The following is a 15,563-nucleotide window of genomic DNA, read 5'->3' as shown; positions in this document are numbered from 1 at the left end:
TCAGCACGAACGAGCTGACCGTGTCCGACCCCATCGTTCGTCCCGGGCGGAGCGCCGAGCGCGAAGTCGAAGGGCAAAAGGCCACCCCCCGCCACGTCGCCATCATCATGGATGGCAACGGCCGCTGGGCGGCGCGCCGCGGCTTGCCGCGGGTCGCGGGGCACCGCGCCGGGGCGGAAGCCGTTCGCCGGACGATGCAGGCCGCGGCCGACGCGGGGGTCGAGGTGCTGACCCTCTACGCCTTCTCGAGCGAGAACTGGCGGCGGAGCGAGGACGAGGTCAGCGACCTCAAGGGGCTGATGCGCTTCTACCTCGAGCGCGAGCTCGGCACGCTCCAGAAGGAGAAGGTCCGCCTCAAGCTGATCGGCGAGCCGGCGGCCTTCGGCAACGACCTCTACGATCGCCTGTCCCAGGCAGTCGAGGAGACCAAGGACAACGACCGGCTGACGCTCGTCGTCGCGCTGAACTACGGCAGCCAAGCCGAGCTGGTCGGCGCCGCGCGGGCGCTCGCCGAGCGCGCCAAGGCAGGCGAGATCGACCCGGCCACGATCGACATCGCGGCGGTCGAGAGCCTCCTCCACACCCGCGACCTGCCCCCCCTCGATCTGCTGGTCCGCACTTCGGGCGAAGTCCGGTTGTCGAACTTCCTCCTGTGGCAAGCCGCCTATGCCGAGCTGGTCTTCACCGACACGCTCTGGCCCGACTTCGACGAAGCGGCCTTTGCCGCGACCCTCGCCGAATTCGCGCGGCGCCAGCGACGGTTCGGCGGGCGATGAACGAAGTCGCCCTGCGCTCGGTCACCGGCGTCATCCTGATCGTCGCTGCGCTCGTCGCCGAGTGGCTCGGCGGAACGGTCTTCGCGCTGCTCGCCGCCGCGGCCGCCACCGCCATCTATTACGAATGGTCGAAGCTGACCCGCGGCTGGGGCGCCGCGTGGAAAATCGGCGGCTTCCTCTACGCGCTGCTGCCGACAATCGCGCTCCTGTGGGTGCGCGAGCGCGGCGGGGTGCCCCAGGGGAGCCACGGCTTCGAGCTCGTGCTGTGGGCGTTCATCGTCACCTGGAGCGCCGACATCGGCGCCTTCTTCGCCGGCCGCAGCTTCGGCGGGCCCAAGCTCGCCCCGTCGATCAGCCCCAACAAGACCTGGTCGGGCTTTGCCGGCGGAGTCATCGCCGCCACCCTGATCGGCGGCATTTGGGCCAATTTCGCCGGGCTCGACCGCGCCTGGCTGCTGCTCGCGCCCGTCTTCGCGGCCTTTGCCGCGGGCGGCGACCTGTTCGAAAGCTGGATGAAGCGCCGCGCCGGGGTCAAGGACAGCGGCCGCCTTATTCCGGGCCATGGCGGCGTGTTCGACCGGCTCGACGGGTTGCTGCCCGTTGCCATGCTGACCGGGCTCGGCGTGCTGGCGGGGCTCGGCTGATGAAGCGGATCGCCATTCTCGGCGCGACCGGCTCGATCGGCCGCTCGACCCTCGACCTCGTCGAAGCCGCGCCCGAACGGTTCGAGGTCACCGCGCTGACCGCCGCGACCAGCGTCGCGCAGCTTGCCGAGGACGCGAGGCGGACCCGCGCCAGGCTCGCCGTCATCGCCGACGAGGCCCGCCTCGGCGAGCTTCGCGACGCGCTCGCCGGCTCCGGCATCGCGGCCGCGGCGGGCGAGGGGGCGCTTGCCGAGGCCGCCACCAGCGCCGACCTCGTCATCGCCGCGATCGTCGGCACCGCGGGCCTCGCGCCCGTCATGGCCGCGGTCCGCGCCGGCAAGACCATCGGTCTCGCCAACAAGGAAGCGCTCGTCTCGGCGGGCGCGCTGATGATGGACGAGGCCCGCCGCACGGGCGCGACCCTGCTTCCGGTCGACAGCGAACATAATGCGATCTTCCAGTGCCTTGCGGGGCAGGATTGCGACCGCGTCTCACGCCTGATCCTGACCGCGAGCGGGGGGCCGTTCCGGACCTTCTCGGCCGAGCAGATGGCGACGGTCACGCCGGCTGAGGCCGTGGCGCATCCCAACTGGTCGATGGGCGCCAAGATCAGCGTCGACAGCGCGAGCATGATGAACAAGGGCCTCGAACTGATCGAGGCGCATCACCTGTTCGCGCTGCCCGAGGACCGGATCGACATCCTCGTCCACCCGCAATCGGTAATCCACAGCCTCGTCGAATATGCCGATGGCTCGATGCTGGCGCAGCTTGGTTCGCCCGACATGCGGGTGCCGATCGGCCACATCCTCGCTTATCCCGAGCGCATGGCGACCGCTGCGCGCCGGCTCGACCTGCTGCAGGTCGCCCGGCTCGATTTCGAGGCGCCCGATCCCGTCCGCTTCCCGGCGCTGAAGCTGGCCCGCGAGGCCCTGAAGCGCGGCGGGGCGGCGCCGCTCACCTTGAACGCCGCCAACGAGATTGCGGTCGAGGCCTTCCTTGCCGGCCATATTCATTTCCCCGCCATCGCGGCGCTGGTAGAAACGCTGCTGACCGCCATGGACCGACCGCTTCCCCAGACCATCCCAGAGGTGCTCGCGCTCGATGCCGAGGTCCGGGACGCGGCGCGCGCCCGCCTTGGAGACTTTGCCGCCTGATGCTCGCAACGCCGCCCATCTGGTTCATCCTGCTGGCCTTTTTCGCGGCGCTCGGCCCGCTCGTCTTCATTCACGAATATGGCCATTACATCGTCGGCCGCTGGTTCGGGATCGGCGCGGACACCTTCTCGATCGGCTTCGGCCGCGAGGTCGCGGGCTGGACCGACAAGCGCGGCACCCGCTGGAAGATCGGCTGGCTGCCGCTCGGCGGCTACGTCAAGTTCGCGGGCGACATGGATCCGGCGAGCATGGGGCAGGGGCTCGACAAGCTTCCGCCGCACGAGCGGCTGCGCGCCTTCCACGGCAAGCCCGTGTGGCAGCGCGCCCTGGTGGTCGCCGCGGGACCGGTCGCCAACTTCCTCCTCGCCATCCTGATCTTCGCCGCGTTCATCGCCATCTACGGCGCGCCGCGTGCCCCCGCCGTGGTCGCGACCGTGCTCGAGGGGTCGCCGGCGGCTGCCGCTGGCCTTCGTCCGGGCGACCGGATCATCAGCGCCAACGGCAGCGCGATCGACGATTTCACCGACCTCACCGACCTCACCCGGCTGCGCCCGGGCGAGCCGCTCCGGCTCAGCTACGTCCGCGACGGCCGAGCCGCCGACCTCGACGTCACCATCGCCACCGTTACCGAGGTCGACCGCTTCGGCCAGCAATATCGCGTCGGGCGGCTCGGCATCGGGTCGGGCAAGCTGGTCTACGAGAAGGTCGGCGCGCTCCAGCTGCTGCCCGAGGCGGTCAAGGTCACCGGCACCGTCATTCACGGCACCATGGTCGGCCTGTGGCAGATCATCACCGGCCGCCGCCCGCTCACCGAGCTCGGCGGGCCGGTCAAGATGGCGCAGCTCGCGGGCCAGGTCGCCAGCCTCGGACCGTTCGAATTCGTGCAGTTGCTGGCCTTTTTCTCGATAAACCTCGGGTTCATCAACTTGCTGCCAGTTCCGATGCTCGACGGGGGTCATCTCGCGCTCTACGCGGTCGAGGCAGCACGCCGCCGGCCGCTCGGGGCAAGAGCACAGGAGTGGCTGTTTCGCGGCGGTCTTGCCGCCCTTCTGACCCTGATGCTGGTGGCGACCCTGAACGATCTGTCGTCGGTCGGTCTGTGGCAGGCATTGGGGCGATTGTTGGGCTGAGGCCGCTTGATCAATGACGGGTTGGCGGGGCACCGGCCCGCCGCTAAAGGGCAAGCCGTCGTCGGCAGGCCCGAACCGAAAAAGTCCGGCAAATTCATTTCACCGAGGCGGGGAAAGATTACGTGAGTTCACACCCGAACAAGGCTCTGGTCCGCCGCACGCAGGCGGCTCTGCTGCTCGGCACGATCATCGGCGGCTGGGCGTCGCCAGCGCTCGCGCAGCAGGCGGCGACCACCGCCCAGCCCGCGCCGGCAGCGCCGACCACCACCACCGCCGCCCCGGCTGCGGCCGCGCCGGTTCAGCAGCGCATCATCCGCTCGGTCGCCGTTCGCGGTGCCCAGCGCCTCGAGCCCGAGACGGTCCGCTCCTATGCCGGGCTCAACCCCGGCGAGGCCTATGACGCCGAGAAGCTCGATACCGCGATCAAGGCGCTCTACGACACCGAGCTCTTCCGCGACGCGCAGATCGAGGGCGCCGACACCGGCAACCTCGTCATCGTGGTGCAGGAAAATCCGGTCATCAACCGCATCGTCCTCGAGGGCAACAAGCGGCTGAAGGAGGACAAGATCCTCCCCGAGATCCGCCTCGCCCCGCGCCAGATCTTCACCCGCTCGAAGGTCCGTTCGGACGTCGAGCGCATCATCGAGCTCTACAAGCGCCAGGGCCGCTTCGGCGCCCGCGTCGAACCCAAGACCGTCAATCTCGACCAGAATCGCGTCGATCTCGTGTTCGAGATCACCGAAGGCGACCTGTCGAAGGTCCGCGCGATCAACATCATCGGCAACGAGCAGTTTCCCGACAGCCGCCTGCGCAAGGAAATGTACACGCGCCAGGCCGGCGGTGCCTTGGGCTTCCTCAAGTCGAACGACACCTACGATCCCGACCGCCTCGCGGCCGACCAGCAGAAGCTTCGCGCTTTCTACCTGACCGAAGGTTACGCCGACTTCCGCGTCGTCTCGGCGCTCGCCGAGCTGACCCCGGACCGCCGCGACTTCGTCATCACCTACGTCGTCGAGGAAGGCCCGCGCTACAAGTTCGGCGACATCACCGCCGAGAGCGAGCTGCGCGACCTTAAGAATGACGTGATCCTCAAGATCGCGGGCATCAAGAAGGGCGACTGGTTCAACGCCAAGGCGATCGAGGATGCGGTGACTCGCCTCAACGAGAGCGCCGGCCTGCTCGGCTACGCCTTCACCGAGATCGACCCGGCCTACGACCGCCAGGCCGACACCAAGACGATGAACATCGCCTTCCGCGTCGGCGAGACCCCGCGCACCTATGTCGACAAGGTCAACATCTCGGGCAACACCGGCACCCGCGACAAGGTCATCCGCCGCGAGTTCCGCCTGAACGAAGGCGACGCCTTCAACACCATCAAGGTGAAGCGCAGCCAGGACCGCATCCAGAGCCTCGGCTATTTCCAGGAGAAGCTGGAGATCAAGCAGGACCAGGTCGCTCCCGACCGGGTCGCGCTCAACGTCGACGTCGAGGAGAAGCCGACCGGCCAGCTCCAGGTCTCGGCGGGTTACTCGAGCCTCGAGCGGTTCATCCTCGCCCTGTCGGTCGAGCAGAACAACTTCCGCGGCATGGGCCAGTCGCTCTCGGCGGGCATCAACTATTCGCGCTATTCGAAGTCGATCCAGCTGGGCTTCACCGAGCCTTACTTCCTCGACAAGTCGATCCTGCTCGGCGGCCAGCTCTATCGCCGCGATTTCAACAGCTTCAACTACATCGGCAATACGCGCAACACGACGTACAGCCAGAACCAGACCGGCGGCGGCTTCTCGCTCGGCTTCCCGGTCAACGAATATGTGAACTTCGGGCTTCGCTACACGCTGAACCTCGACGACATCACGCTCGATAAGGCCACCTTCTACACCAACGGCGTCTGCGACCCGCAGAAGGCCGGCCAGTATCTGTGCGACGAAATCGGCAAGCGCACGACCTCGCTGCTCGGCTACAGCCTGGTGTTCGACAACACTAACGGCGTCCGCGCGACCCGCGGCCAGCGCCTCGTGCTGAGCCAGGATTTCGCAGGCCTCGGCGGCGACGTCCGCTACATCCGCACCCGCGGCGAGGGCGCCAAATTCTGGGGCATCGGCCGCAGCGGCTTCATCCTCTCGGCCCGCGCCGAGGGCGGCATCATCCAGCCGCTGCAGAAAGCCAAGCGCGTCGGCGTCGATCCGATCCGCATCTCGGACCGCTTCTTCACCCCGCAGCTGCGCGGTTTCGACCTGCGCGGCATCGGCCCTCGCATCCGCCGCACCAACTACACGGGTGACGGCTCGACGCTGGAAAGCACTGGCCAGATCACCGACGCGCTCGGTGGCCGCGCTTACTATTTCGGCCGTGTCGAGCTCGAAATCCCGCTCGGTGCCGGCGCGCGCGGCCTCGGCCTGCGCCCGTCGGTCTATGTGGACGCCGGTTCGCTGTTCAAGCTGAAGCGGCCGAACACGATCGACATTCCGGGCGTCTGCAGCTTCGTCATCCCGGCGGCCGGGACGGTTCCGGGCTCGTCGCGCCAGGTCATCCTGAACCCGGGCCAGACGCAGGCCAATTGCGGCACCGCGCAGACCGGCGAGACGCTCACCTTCAGCCCGCTGTACCGCGAGGACTTCCTCGGCAACAGCGCCAGCCCGCGCCTCTCGATCGGCGTCGGCGTCAACTGGAACTCGCCGTTCGGCCCGCTTCGCATCGACCTCGCCAAGGCGCTGCTCAAGCAGGATGGCGACGACACCAAGCTCTTCCAATTCAACGTAGGGACTCAATTCTGATGACCAAGAAGCTCGTTCTTGCCGCGCTCGCGGCCACTGCGGTTGCGGCTCCTGCCGCCGCCCAGACCCGCATCCCGGCCGCCGTCGTCGCCGTGGTCGACACCGACCGCGTCTACACCGAGTGCACCGCCTGCCGTTCGGCCGTCGCCACCCTGCAGAGCCAGGCGCAGCAGCTCCAGTCGCGCCAGCAGGCGCTCGCCGGCCCGATCCAGACCGAGGCCCAGGCGATCCAGACGGCGTTCAACGCGCTTCCCGCCGCGCAGCGGACCAACCCGCCGGCCGCGCTCAAGGCCCGCGCCGAGAAGCTCGAGCAGCAGCAGAACACCGCCAACCAGGAGCTTCAGCGCCTCCAGCAGAACCTCCAGTCGACGCAGGCCAATGTCCGCCAGCAGATCGACGCGCGTCTCGGCCCGGTGATCAACACCGTCATGACGCAGAAGGGCGCCAACGTCGCCGTCAGCACCGACGCGACGCTCGCGCGCTCGAACAGCGTCGACATCACCAACGACGTCCTCGCGGCGCTCAACGCGCAACTCCCGTCGGTCAGCGTCACCCCGCTTCCGCAGCAGGCGCAGCCGCAGGCCGCGCGTCCGGCGGGCCGCTAAGCCGATGAGCGAGGGGGGCAGCGCGGCAGCGACCGTAACGCGCGACATTCGCGCGGTCATGGCGGCGCTGCCCCATCGCTATCCGATGCTGCTCGTCGACCGGGTTTCCGAACTCGTGATCGACGAGCGCATCACCGCCATCAAGGCGGTGACGATCAACGAATCCTTCTTCCAGGGGCATTTCCCCGGCCGCCCGATCATGCCGGGCGTGCTGATCGTCGAGGCGCTGGCGCAGGCCGCGGGCGTGCTCGCGGTCGAGAGCCTCGGGCTCAAGGGCTCGGGCAAGCTCGTCTATTTCATGGCGATCGACGGCGCCAAGTTCCGCGCGCCGGTAGAGCCGGGCTGCTTGCTCGAACTCAAGGTCAGCTTCGTTCAGAAGCGCTCGAGCGTGTGCAAGTTCGCCGGCCAGGCCTTTGTCGACGGCAAGCTCGCCGCCGAGGCCAATTTCACGGCGATGATCGCCGATCCCCCGAAGGACTGAGCCGCCAGCCGGTTTCGGCGGGCTCCACCTCGAACACCTCGCGGAACAGCGCCGAGCCGAGCAGGGCTTGCGGCGCGTCGTCGGCGACCAGTCTCCCCCCCGAGAGCATCAGCACGCGGTCGAACGCAGGCGCGAGCGTCAGGTCGTGGACCGAGACGAGCAGCGCCGTGCCGGTCGCCGCGGCGGCGCGGAAGAGATCGACGATCCGCAGGCTCCACGCCGGATCGAGGTTCGACAGCGGCTCGTCCAGAAGCAGCAGGCGCGGGGCGGGGGCGAGCGCCCGCGCCAGCAGCACCCGCGCGCGCTCGCCGGTGGACAGGCTGTCGACCGGCCGCTCGGCCAGCGGATGGAGGTCGAGCGCGGCCAGCAGTTCCGCGACCCGCGCCGGATCGGGCTGGTCGAGCCCGAGCGCGATGACGTCGCGCACGGGGATCGGCCAGGCGACCTCGCGCGAGGCTGGGAGAAAGGACAGGAGCTTGCGGCGCCGGGCAGGCGCGGCGGCAGCGACGTCTTCGCCATCGATGCTCACCATTCCCGACCGCGGCGGCACGCCCGCCAGCGCGCGCAGCAGGCTGGTCTTGCCGCTGCCGTTGGGGCCGATGAGCGCGACCATCGCGCCCGCCGCGACAGCGAGGTCGAGCGGGTCGAGCCGCCCCGGCACCGCGATCCCGCGGGCTTCAAGCAATGACGTCATGGCGCCAGCCTCCAGCGCATCCGCAGCAGCACCCACAGGAAGAGCGGCGTGCCGGCCGCGGCGGTGACGACGCCGAGCGGGATCGTCCGGCCGAGCGGGGCGAGGCGGGTGAGGAGGTCGGCGGCGGTCAGCAGTACCGCGCCCAGCAAGGCGGCCGGGAGCAGCGCCCGTCCCGGATGCCCGCGCACCCAGACCCGCGCGATCACCGGTGCGATCAGCCCGATGAAGCCCACCGCGCCGCACACCGCGACGCAGGCTCCGACCGCGACCGCCGCGCACAGCACGACCTCGCGGCGAAGGCGCGCGGGATCGAGCCCGAGCGAGGCGGCGACCTCTTCGCCAAGGGCCAGGCGGTCGAGCGCGGTGGCGCGCCCGAACAGCCATGCCCCGGCAAGGGCGGCGGGCAGGAGCGCGGCGGCGGCTTGGGGCAGGCTGCGGTCGACGAGGCTCCCCATCAGCCAGTCGAACGCCTCGTAGAAGGCGAAGGGCGAAGGGGCGAGGGCGAGCGCGAGGCTGGTCAGCGCGCCCGCCGAAATGCTGATGGCGAGGCCGGCCAGCAGCAGCGTCGCGCTGTCCGACCGCTTTCCGGCGAGCGCGAACAGTAACGCCAGCGCGACGAGTGCTCCGGCCGCGCCGCTCAGCCCCAGACCGAGGGGGCCGACGAAACCGAGGAAGGTCGAACCCACCACCGCGCCCAATGCCGCGCCGCTCGACGCGCCGGTGAGGTCGGGCGAGGCGAGGGGATTGGCGAACAGCGCCTGCAGCGCCGCGCCGGTGAGGCCGAGCGTCGCGCCATAGCCGAGCGCGAGAAGCAGCCGGGGCAGGCGCAGCTCGACCAGCACCAGCCGCGTGACCTCGGGCGGACCCTGCAGGGGGCCAAGCGGCCACAGCATGGCGAGCGCCGCGAGGATCGCGATCAGTGCGACCAAGAGGAGGATCCGCCCGGCGCTCATCGAGGCATGACTTGCCGCAGCCGCGCCACTTCGGCCAGCATCGGCAGGCCCCCGCAGGTCCAGGCGCGGCCATCGGTGCGAACCGTGCGCGGGGCGAGGCGCGCGACCAGCGGATGCTTCAGCCAGGCCGTGCCGCGGCTCGCCTGGCTTTCGCGATAATCGCTTCGGATCAGGAGCTTGGGCGGGTCGGTTGCGAGGCCTTCCAAGGTCAGGCGCCCGCCCGGCAACGCGATCTGGCGAACCCCCGCCAGCGCCAGCCATTGCGCGCCGAGCCCGCCGGGCGACAGGCTTTGCCCGCCGCCCGACAGGAAGGCGCCGGGCCGAAGCGACTGGCGGGTCGCCACGAGCCGCGCCAGCGCCGCGCGATAGGGCCGCGCCGCCTCCGGACGGCCAAGCGCGGCGGCGACCGTTTCGGCCTGCCGCACGACCTCCGCCGGGCTCGTGGGATAGGAGAGGTCGATCAGCCGGATCCCGAGCTTCGCGGCAAGGCTTGCCCGCGCGCGCCCGCTCCCGCCCATCGACAGGAGCAGGGTCGGGCGCCGCGCGGCGACGCTTTCGAGGCTGCCGTCATTGGCCGGGACGCGCTGTCCCAGCCGCCACAGCGCGGTTTCTTGCGCGTTACGTCCGAGATGGCTGACCGAGACGATCTGCTCCGGCCGCCCGAGCGACAGGAGCAGTTCGTCGGTGCACAGGTTGAGGCTCGCCGCGCGCACCGCCTCAGCGGCGGCCAAGGCCCAGGCGGATGCCGGCATAAGCCGTCCTCCCTTCCGAGCGATAGCCGACCACGTCGACCGCGCGATCGTCGAACGCATTGGCGAGCCGCCCGAACACCTCGACCGCCTCGTTGACGCGATAGGCGACGCGCGCGCTCGCCAGCCAATAGGGGTCGAGCCGGACCAGCGGCGCCGGGAACAGGTCGAAGTCGCGGTCGAGCCGGGCGCCGGTGTAGCTCAGCGCCGCGCCATAGCTGAACCGGCCCGCAACGCCGTCGGCCGCGACCGACCCGCTATGTCGCGGACGGCGCAGTTCGCGGCCCGCGGGCTCGGTCGCGTCGAGCGCGGCATAAGTGGCGGTGAGCGACAGCCACTCGCCGGGGCTCCATCCGCCCTCAATCTCGACGCCCTTGCGACGGCTGCGCTGGTCGCTGTTGGCGGCCGAGGACAGGCCGGTGACAGGGTCGTAGGTGCCGATGATCTCGTTCGTCAGCCGCTGGCGATAGACGGTGGCGCCGGCCCGCCATGGGCCGTTGGCGTAGCGCAGCGAGACTTCGCCGCCGCGGCTCCGCTCGGGGCGAAGCGCCGGATTGCCGCGAAAGCTGCCCGGGAAGAACCCGTAGAGGTCGAACAAGGTCGGCTGCGCGATGCCTTCGCCCCAGTTCGCCGCGACATGCACCCCGCCGCCGAGGCGGACGAGGCCGCCCGCTCGCGCGGTGGTTGCATCCTGAAAATCGCTGAAATGGTCGCGGCGGAGCGCGGCGGTGAGGGTCACCGGGCCAATGTCGCCGCGATACTCGCCGGTCAGCGCCGACTGGTCGCGCTTGCGGCGCTGGTCGGTGAAACCCCCGTAGATGACGTCCGACGCGATGAACCGTTCGCGGCTCGCCTCGGCCGCCAGCGTGAGGCGGTGCCCAGCGGCGATCTCCCGGGAGACGTCGCCGGTCAGGGTGTCGCGGCGGCCGCTCGTCCGGTTCTGCTCTTCGGCCGCGAGATAGTTGATGTTGCGCGAGGTGATCCGCGACAGCCCGGCCGAGGCGATCCAGCCGCCGTCCTCATAGCGCGCGCCGATCCGCCCGGCACCGAGCCGATTGCGGGTCCGGTCGAGCGTGTCGGCGCGGGTGAAGAAGACGGGGTCGAAGCCGTCGAAGTCGGTTCGCGACCGCACCGCGAATCCGCTCGCCGAGAGGGTGACCGGGCCGCTCTTCCAGTCGAGTCGGCCGCGCAGCGTCGCGTTGCGATAGCCGTCGCGCTCGCCCGGGCCCGCCACGGCGTTGATGCCCTTCGCGCCCTGCAGGCCGGCGGCGAGGCCGAGCGTCACCTTGCCCTGCTCGACCCCACCCGACGCGCTGACGCGGCCGAAGCCGTGGCTTCCGCCCTCGACCTCGGCGCTGGCCCCGGTACGGGGCGCGGCGGTCAGCGACACCACGCCGCCGATCGCCTCGCTGCCCCACAGGGCCGATTGCGGTCCGCGCACTACCTCGATCCGGTCGCCGAGGTCGGCGGACAGGAGCTCGAAACGCGGCTCGTTGCCCGCGGCGGGATCATTGGCGCGGATCCCGTCGATGAACAGGAGCGTGTGATTGGCCTCGGCGCCGCGGATCCGGACCTGGCTCTGCGAGCCTGCCGGCCCGGCTTGCGACAGCGACGCCGAGGGCACCAGTCGGAGCAGCGAGGCGAGCAAAGGCTCGCCGAGGCGCTCGACCCGCTCGGGCGGAATGACGGTGACGCTGGCGGGCGTGGCGCCAAGCGGCTCGGGCACGCGGCTGGCGGTAACGACGATGGTGTCCGCCGCGGGGGGCGGCGGAGGCAGATCGGAAAAGAACACGGAATCAGACCTTTCGATGACGACATTCAGACTCAGTCGTCACGGAGGCCAGGCCACGCCTTCCGCCTGGTCCCGGGCGGTCGAACGGACGACGGATCAGGCCGACGATCGGACTTGTGCATGAAAGCCACGCACTCACCGTTCCGGGCAGAGCGCCGGATTTGCACCGGCTTCCTCGGGTCTGATCCCGCGCGCCTTGTCCGCCGGGCCTGCGCGCCTTGTCAAGGAGAAGCGCTTCGGCTAGGGGCGCGGCACCTTTTCAAGGCTGGTCGGAACCAGCCACATCCACGAGGAATGTTGCCATGAAGAACGGGATCCACCCGGACTATCACATGATCACCGTCGAGATGACCGACGGGACCAAGTATCAGACCCGTTCGACCTGGGGCAAGGAAGGCGACACCCTCCACCTCGACATCGATCCGACCGCCCACCCGGCGTGGACCGGTGGCTCGGGCAAGCTGCTCGACGCGGGCGGCCAGGTCGCGCGCTTCAACAAGCGCTTCGGCGGTCTCACCCTCGGCAAGAAGTAAGCCCCGCGGCCCGGCCTCGCCGGGTCCGGTTTGCTTCCGCGCGCAACGCGCTAGAAAAGCCCCCGTGGCCCGGCCCAAGAACCGGACCCACGGGGGTTTTTTCATGCCTGGACGCGCCGCACCGATCATCGAAACCGAACGCCTCCGCCTGCGCGGCTGGCGCAAGGAGGATTTCCGCCCCTATCACGCAATCCTCTCCGAGCCCGCCGTCCACCGCTATTTCGGGCCCGAGCCGATGGGGCAGGAGGAATGCTGGCGCCGGCTGTGCGCCGCGATCGGCAATTGGGAGATGAACGGCTTCGGCTCGATGGCGGTCGAGGCCAAGGACGACGGCCGCCTGCTCGGCAACATCGGCCTGTTCACCGCCTGGCGCGACTTCGATCCGCAATTCGGCGACGAGCCCGAGATGGGCTGGATCATGGCGAGCGAGACCCACGGCACCGGCATGGCGCGCGAGGGCTGCGAGGCGGTGCTGCACTGGGCCGAAGCGACGCTCGATCCCACGCCCGTCTGGGCGATCATCAGCGAAGGCAACGAGCCCAGTTTGAAGCTCGCGGCAAAGCTCGGCTTCAACCGCTTGCACCTGATCGATTATCACGGGCCGACCCACGTCCTCCAGCGTCCCGCCTGGTCGCGCATTTAAACCCATACGGTTCGTTTTTGCTTGACATGTAGGATTTGGGCAGGCTTCCTGCGCGGGTCGGAAGCGGCATTGTCCCTTTCGAGCGCGGGGGCGCTGCCGGTGACGTGATGGCCCATGCCGTCCGTCGCCGGCCTTGCCTGCCGGGCGGTGCAGTCAGCCGGGACACGGCCCCATCAACGACCATCCTTTCGGTCCCGCCGAGGACCAGCCAGACGAGGCCCTGCGGCCTTGGTCCGAGCGCGCGCATGCCGGTCAGCTCGAACCCGAGGGCGACCACGACCAGTGGCTGATCCTCGCCGGGCGCGGTTTCGGCAAGACGCAGGCCGGGGCCGAATGGCTCGCCGAGCAGGTGCTCGCCCACGGGAAGATGCGGATCGCGCTCATCTCGGCGACGGTCGAGGAAGCGCGCGACGTGATGGTGCTTGGCGCCACGGGAATCATGACCATCCGCCCCGACGTGCTCGAGAAATGGGTCCCGAGCCGGGGTGAGATCCACTTCGTCGGCGGCTCGATCGGCAAGCTTTTTTCGGGTGCCAATCCCGAGCGTTTGCGCGGCTTCCAGTTCCACCTCGCCTGGTGCGACGAGCTGGCGAAATGGCGCAAGGCCGAGGCCACGTGGGACAATCTGCAATTCGCGCTTCGCCTCGGCGAGCGGCCCAAGGCGCTGATCACCACTACGCCCTCGGCAAGCCCGATCCTCGCTGACATCCTCGCCGCCCGGAACACCGCGACCACCCGCGGTACCACCTTCGACAATCCCCATCTCGGCGCCGTCTTCGTCCGCAAGATGAAGGACAAATATGGCGCGACGCACAAGGGCAAGGTCGAGCTCTACGGCGAGCTTCCGCCGCCGCCGGGCGCGCTGTGGACGCCCGAGATGATCGCGGAGAGCCGCGAGGGCGAGCCCGACGGCACGGCGATGGAAAGCGTCGCCATCGGGGTCGATCCGCCGGCACGCGACGGGACCTGCGGGATCGTCGTGTGCGGGCGCGACGTGGCGGGCAATTACCATGTGCTCGACGACCACAGCATCGCGGCGAGCAGTCCCAAGATCTGGAGCAGCAAGGTCGCCGACGCGGCCCGATCGAACCAGGACCGGCTGGAGGACGGGCGCTCGGTGCAGATCGTCGCCGAGGGCAACCAGGGCGGCTCGATGGTCCGGGACGTCATCCTCCAGCACGAAGGCGACGATTTGTCGGTCGGGCTGGTCCATGCGGCGGTCAACAAGTCGGCCCGGGCCGAGCCGATCGCCATCCTGTTCGAGCGCGGCAAGGTCCGGATGCACCGCAGCTTTCCCGAGCTCGAGCGCCAGCTCTGCGGGCTGATCGCGGGCGGGGGCTATGAAGGGCCGGGGAGCAGTCCCGACCGGGCGGACGCGATGGTCTGGGCGCTGACGAAGCTCAGCGATACGGGGACGAGGCGGCGCGTCGGCCCGGGCATCCGCAGCTTCGACGACCCGCCGGACTAGCCCCAGGGACGACGGTGAGGCTCAGATCGACCGCGCGATCAGCTCCTTCATGATCTCGCTCGTGCCGCCGTAGATCCGGGTGACGCGCGCGTCGCGCCACAGTCGGGCGATCGGATATTCGTTCATGTAGCCCGCGCCGCCGTGAAGCTGGAGCGAGATGTCGCAGGCGTCGAACTGGAGCTCGGAGTGCCATAGCTTGGCCGCGCTCGCCTCGGCGGGGGTGAGCTGGTGCTTCAGGTGCCGCTGGATCGCCCAGTCGAGATGCGCCCAGCCGACCTGCAGCCGGGCCTTCAAATCGGCCAGCGTGAAGCGCGTGTTCTGGAAGTCGAACACGGTCTTGCCGAACGCCTTGCGGTCCTTGGTGAATTCGACCGCGAGATCGAAGGCGCGCTGGGCGGCGGCCTGGCACTGGACCGCGATCGACAGCCGCTCCTGCGGGAGCTGGCTCATCAGCATGCCGAACCCGCCATTCTCGGGTCCGAGCAGGCGATCGGCGGGAAGGTGGACCTCGTCGAAGAACAGCTCGGACGTGTCGTTGCCGTGAAGCCCGATCTTGTCGAGGTTGCGGCCGCGGGTGAAGCCTTCGTCGCCGGTCTCGACCAGGAACAGGCTGATGCCCCGCGCGCCGCCTTCCTCGGTCGAGCGGGCGCAGACGATGACGAGGTCGGCGGCCTGCCCGTTGGTGATGTAGGTCTTGGAGCCCGACAGGCGCCAGCCGTTGCCGTCCTTGCGCGCGATGGTCTTCATGCCCTGAAGGTCGGAGCCGGCGCCGGGCTCGGTCATCGCGATGGCGGTGATCGCCTCGCCGGTGACCATCCGCGGCAACCACTTCTTCTTCTGCTCCTCCGAGCCGTAGGCGAGGATATAGTCGGCGACGATGTCGCTCTGGAGCGACCAGCCCGCGGCGCTCCCGGCATAGCTCACTTCCTCGCCCACGATGGCGTTGAAGCGGAAGTCGAGGCCGTATCCGCCATATTCCTCGGGGACGGTCGGGCAGAGCATTCCGGCCTCGCCCGCCTTGAGCCACGCCTCGCGCTCGACGATCCCCTCGCGTTCGTGGCGGTCGGTGTCGAGCCCGGCGACGACCCGCCGGACGGTGTCGCGGAACGCTTCGTGCTCGGAATCGAACAGGGTCCGCTGCGAGGTATCGAGCACTTGGTTCTCCCT

The 15,563-nt window shown here is 69.6% G+C and carries 15 protein-coding genes and 1 riboswitch; of the genes, 10 read left to right on the top strand and 5 right to left on the bottom strand.

What is annotated here, in order from left to right; all coding sequences use genetic code 11:
* The first annotated feature begins 32 nt into the window (after positions 1-32).
* The 7 genes from ABD693_RS11900 (at position 33) to fabZ (ending at position 7,564) form a co-directional block, all read left to right on the top strand.
* Positions 33-776: an isoprenyl transferase gene (locus ABD693_RS11900; RefSeq protein ID WP_425567298.1), complete on the top strand. Its 744-nt coding sequence runs from the start codon at positions 33-35 to the stop codon at positions 774-776.
* A complete protein-coding gene (locus ABD693_RS11895) occupies positions 773-1,420 on the top strand; it encodes a phosphatidate cytidylyltransferase (RefSeq protein WP_344697286.1) in 648 nt (215 codons plus the stop codon). Before ABD693_RS11900 ends, ABD693_RS11895 begins: the two co-directional genes overlap by 4 nt.
* Positions 1,420-2,574, top strand: a complete 1,155-nt coding sequence (locus ABD693_RS11890; protein ID WP_344697285.1) for a 1-deoxy-D-xylulose-5-phosphate reductoisomerase — start codon at positions 1,420-1,422, stop codon at positions 2,572-2,574. Before ABD693_RS11895 ends, ABD693_RS11890 begins: the two co-directional genes overlap by 1 nt.
* The gene (locus tag ABD693_RS11885; RefSeq protein ID WP_344697284.1) at positions 2,574-3,704 is read left to right on the top strand and encodes a M50 family metallopeptidase; all 1,131 of its coding nucleotides are present in this window, start codon (positions 2,574-2,576) and stop codon (positions 3,702-3,704) included. Before ABD693_RS11890 ends, ABD693_RS11885 begins: the two co-directional genes overlap by 1 nt.
* 122 nt (positions 3,705-3,826) lie before the next feature.
* Entirely contained in the window at positions 3,827-6,478 is a 2,652-nt protein-coding gene (gene bamA, locus ABD693_RS11880; RefSeq protein WP_344697283.1) for an outer membrane protein assembly factor BamA, read from the top strand.
* A complete protein-coding gene (locus ABD693_RS11875; RefSeq protein WP_344697282.1) occupies positions 6,478-7,083 on the top strand; it encodes an OmpH family outer membrane protein in 606 nt (201 codons plus the stop codon). The genes bamA and ABD693_RS11875 overlap by 1 nt, the downstream gene beginning before the upstream one ends.
* A 4-nt stretch (positions 7,084-7,087) precedes the next feature.
* Entirely contained in the window at positions 7,088-7,564 is a 477-nt protein-coding gene (gene fabZ / locus ABD693_RS11870) for a 3-hydroxyacyl-ACP dehydratase FabZ (RefSeq protein ID WP_344697281.1), read from the top strand.
* Here the strand turns inward: fabZ and ABD693_RS11865 are convergent.
* Genes ABD693_RS11865 through ABD693_RS11850 form a run of 4 tightly spaced genes read right to left on the bottom strand, consistent with a single transcriptional unit; the run spans position 7,530 to position 11,752 of the window.
* Entirely contained in the window at positions 7,530-8,258 is a 729-nt protein-coding gene (locus ABD693_RS11865; protein WP_344697280.1) for an ABC transporter ATP-binding protein, read from the bottom strand. The two genes, fabZ and ABD693_RS11865, sit on opposite strands and share 35 nt — an antisense overlap.
* The gene (locus tag ABD693_RS11860) at positions 8,255-9,211 is read right to left on the bottom strand and encodes a FecCD family ABC transporter permease (protein ID WP_344697279.1); all 957 of its coding nucleotides are present in this window, start codon (positions 9,209-9,211) and stop codon (positions 8,255-8,257) included. Before ABD693_RS11860 ends, ABD693_RS11865 begins: the two co-directional genes overlap by 4 nt.
* Positions 9,208-9,963: an ABC transporter substrate-binding protein gene (locus ABD693_RS11855; protein ID WP_344697278.1), complete on the bottom strand. Its 756-nt coding sequence runs from the start codon at positions 9,961-9,963 to the stop codon at positions 9,208-9,210. The genes ABD693_RS11860 and ABD693_RS11855 overlap by 4 nt, the downstream gene beginning before the upstream one ends.
* The gene (locus ABD693_RS11850) at positions 9,929-11,752 is read right to left on the bottom strand and encodes a TonB-dependent receptor plug domain-containing protein (protein ID WP_344697277.1); all 1,824 of its coding nucleotides are present in this window, start codon (positions 11,750-11,752) and stop codon (positions 9,929-9,931) included. Before ABD693_RS11850 ends, ABD693_RS11855 begins: the two co-directional genes overlap by 35 nt.
* Positions 11,753-11,846: 94 nt before the next feature.
* A riboswitch (adenosylcobalamin-variant (AdoCbl-variant) riboswitch) is annotated at positions 11,847-11,939 on the bottom strand.
* Between the two features lie 115 nt (positions 11,940-12,054).
* Here ABD693_RS11850 and rpmE point away from each other — a divergent pair.
* The 3 genes from rpmE to ABD693_RS11835 all read left to right on the top strand — a co-directional run bounded on the left by rpmE (position 12,055) and on the right by ABD693_RS11835 (position 14,396).
* Positions 12,055-12,285, top strand: a complete 231-nt coding sequence (rpmE, locus tag ABD693_RS11845; protein ID WP_344697276.1) for a 50S ribosomal protein L31 — start codon at positions 12,055-12,057, stop codon at positions 12,283-12,285.
* A 103-nt stretch (positions 12,286-12,388) separates the two neighbouring features.
* A complete protein-coding gene (locus ABD693_RS11840; protein ID WP_344697275.1) occupies positions 12,389-12,928 on the top strand; it encodes a GNAT family N-acetyltransferase in 540 nt (179 codons plus the stop codon).
* Positions 12,929-13,061: 133 nt separating this feature from the next.
* On the top strand, positions 13,062-14,396 hold the full coding sequence (locus tag ABD693_RS11835) for a terminase large subunit domain-containing protein (RefSeq protein WP_344697274.1): 1,335 nt from the start codon (positions 13,062-13,064) through the stop codon (positions 14,394-14,396).
* 21 nt (positions 14,397-14,417) lie between these two features.
* On the opposite strand, the gene ABD693_RS11830 is transcribed toward ABD693_RS11835, so the two are convergent.
* Positions 14,418-15,551 (bottom strand): acyl-CoA dehydrogenase family protein, encoded by a 1,134-nt coding sequence (locus ABD693_RS11830; protein WP_344697273.1) that lies wholly within the window; start codon positions 15,549-15,551, stop codon positions 14,418-14,420.
* Between the last annotated feature and the right edge of the window lie 12 nt (positions 15,552-15,563).

The organism is Sphingomonas rosea (assembly GCF_039538065.1).
Classification (GTDB): Bacteria; Pseudomonadota; Alphaproteobacteria; order Sphingomonadales; family Sphingomonadaceae; genus Sphingomicrobium; species Sphingomicrobium rosea.
Note: the sequence above shows the minus strand (reverse complement) of the source record. Positions and strands in the feature narration are given on the sequence as shown.

Coding starts and splice junctions, on each gene's coding strand:
- rpmE (WP_344697276.1), top strand. CDS start 12,055: ATGAAGAACGGGATCCACCCGGACTATCACATGATCACCGTCGAGATG.
- ABD693_RS11890 (WP_344697285.1), top strand. CDS start 1,420: ATGAAGCGGATCGCCATTCTCGGCGCGACCGGCTCGATCGGCCGCTCG.
- fabZ (WP_344697281.1), top strand. CDS start 7,088: ATGAGCGAGGGGGGCAGCGCGGCAGCGACCGTAACGCGCGACATTCGC.
- ABD693_RS11860 (WP_344697279.1), bottom strand. CDS start 9,211: ATGAGCGCCGGGCGGATCCTCCTCTTGGTCGCACTGATCGCGATCCTC.
- ABD693_RS11840 (WP_344697275.1), top strand. CDS start 12,389: ATGCCTGGACGCGCCGCACCGATCATCGAAACCGAACGCCTCCGCCTG.
- ABD693_RS11885 (WP_344697284.1), top strand. CDS start 2,574: ATGCTCGCAACGCCGCCCATCTGGTTCATCCTGCTGGCCTTTTTCGCG.
- ABD693_RS11895 (WP_344697286.1), top strand. CDS start 773: ATGAACGAAGTCGCCCTGCGCTCGGTCACCGGCGTCATCCTGATCGTC.
- ABD693_RS11875 (WP_344697282.1), top strand. CDS start 6,478: ATGACCAAGAAGCTCGTTCTTGCCGCGCTCGCGGCCACTGCGGTTGCG.
- ABD693_RS11855 (WP_344697278.1), bottom strand. CDS start 9,963: ATGCCGGCATCCGCCTGGGCCTTGGCCGCCGCTGAGGCGGTGCGCGCG.
- ABD693_RS11865 (WP_344697280.1), bottom strand. CDS start 8,258: ATGACGTCATTGCTTGAAGCCCGCGGGATCGCGGTGCCGGGGCGGCTC.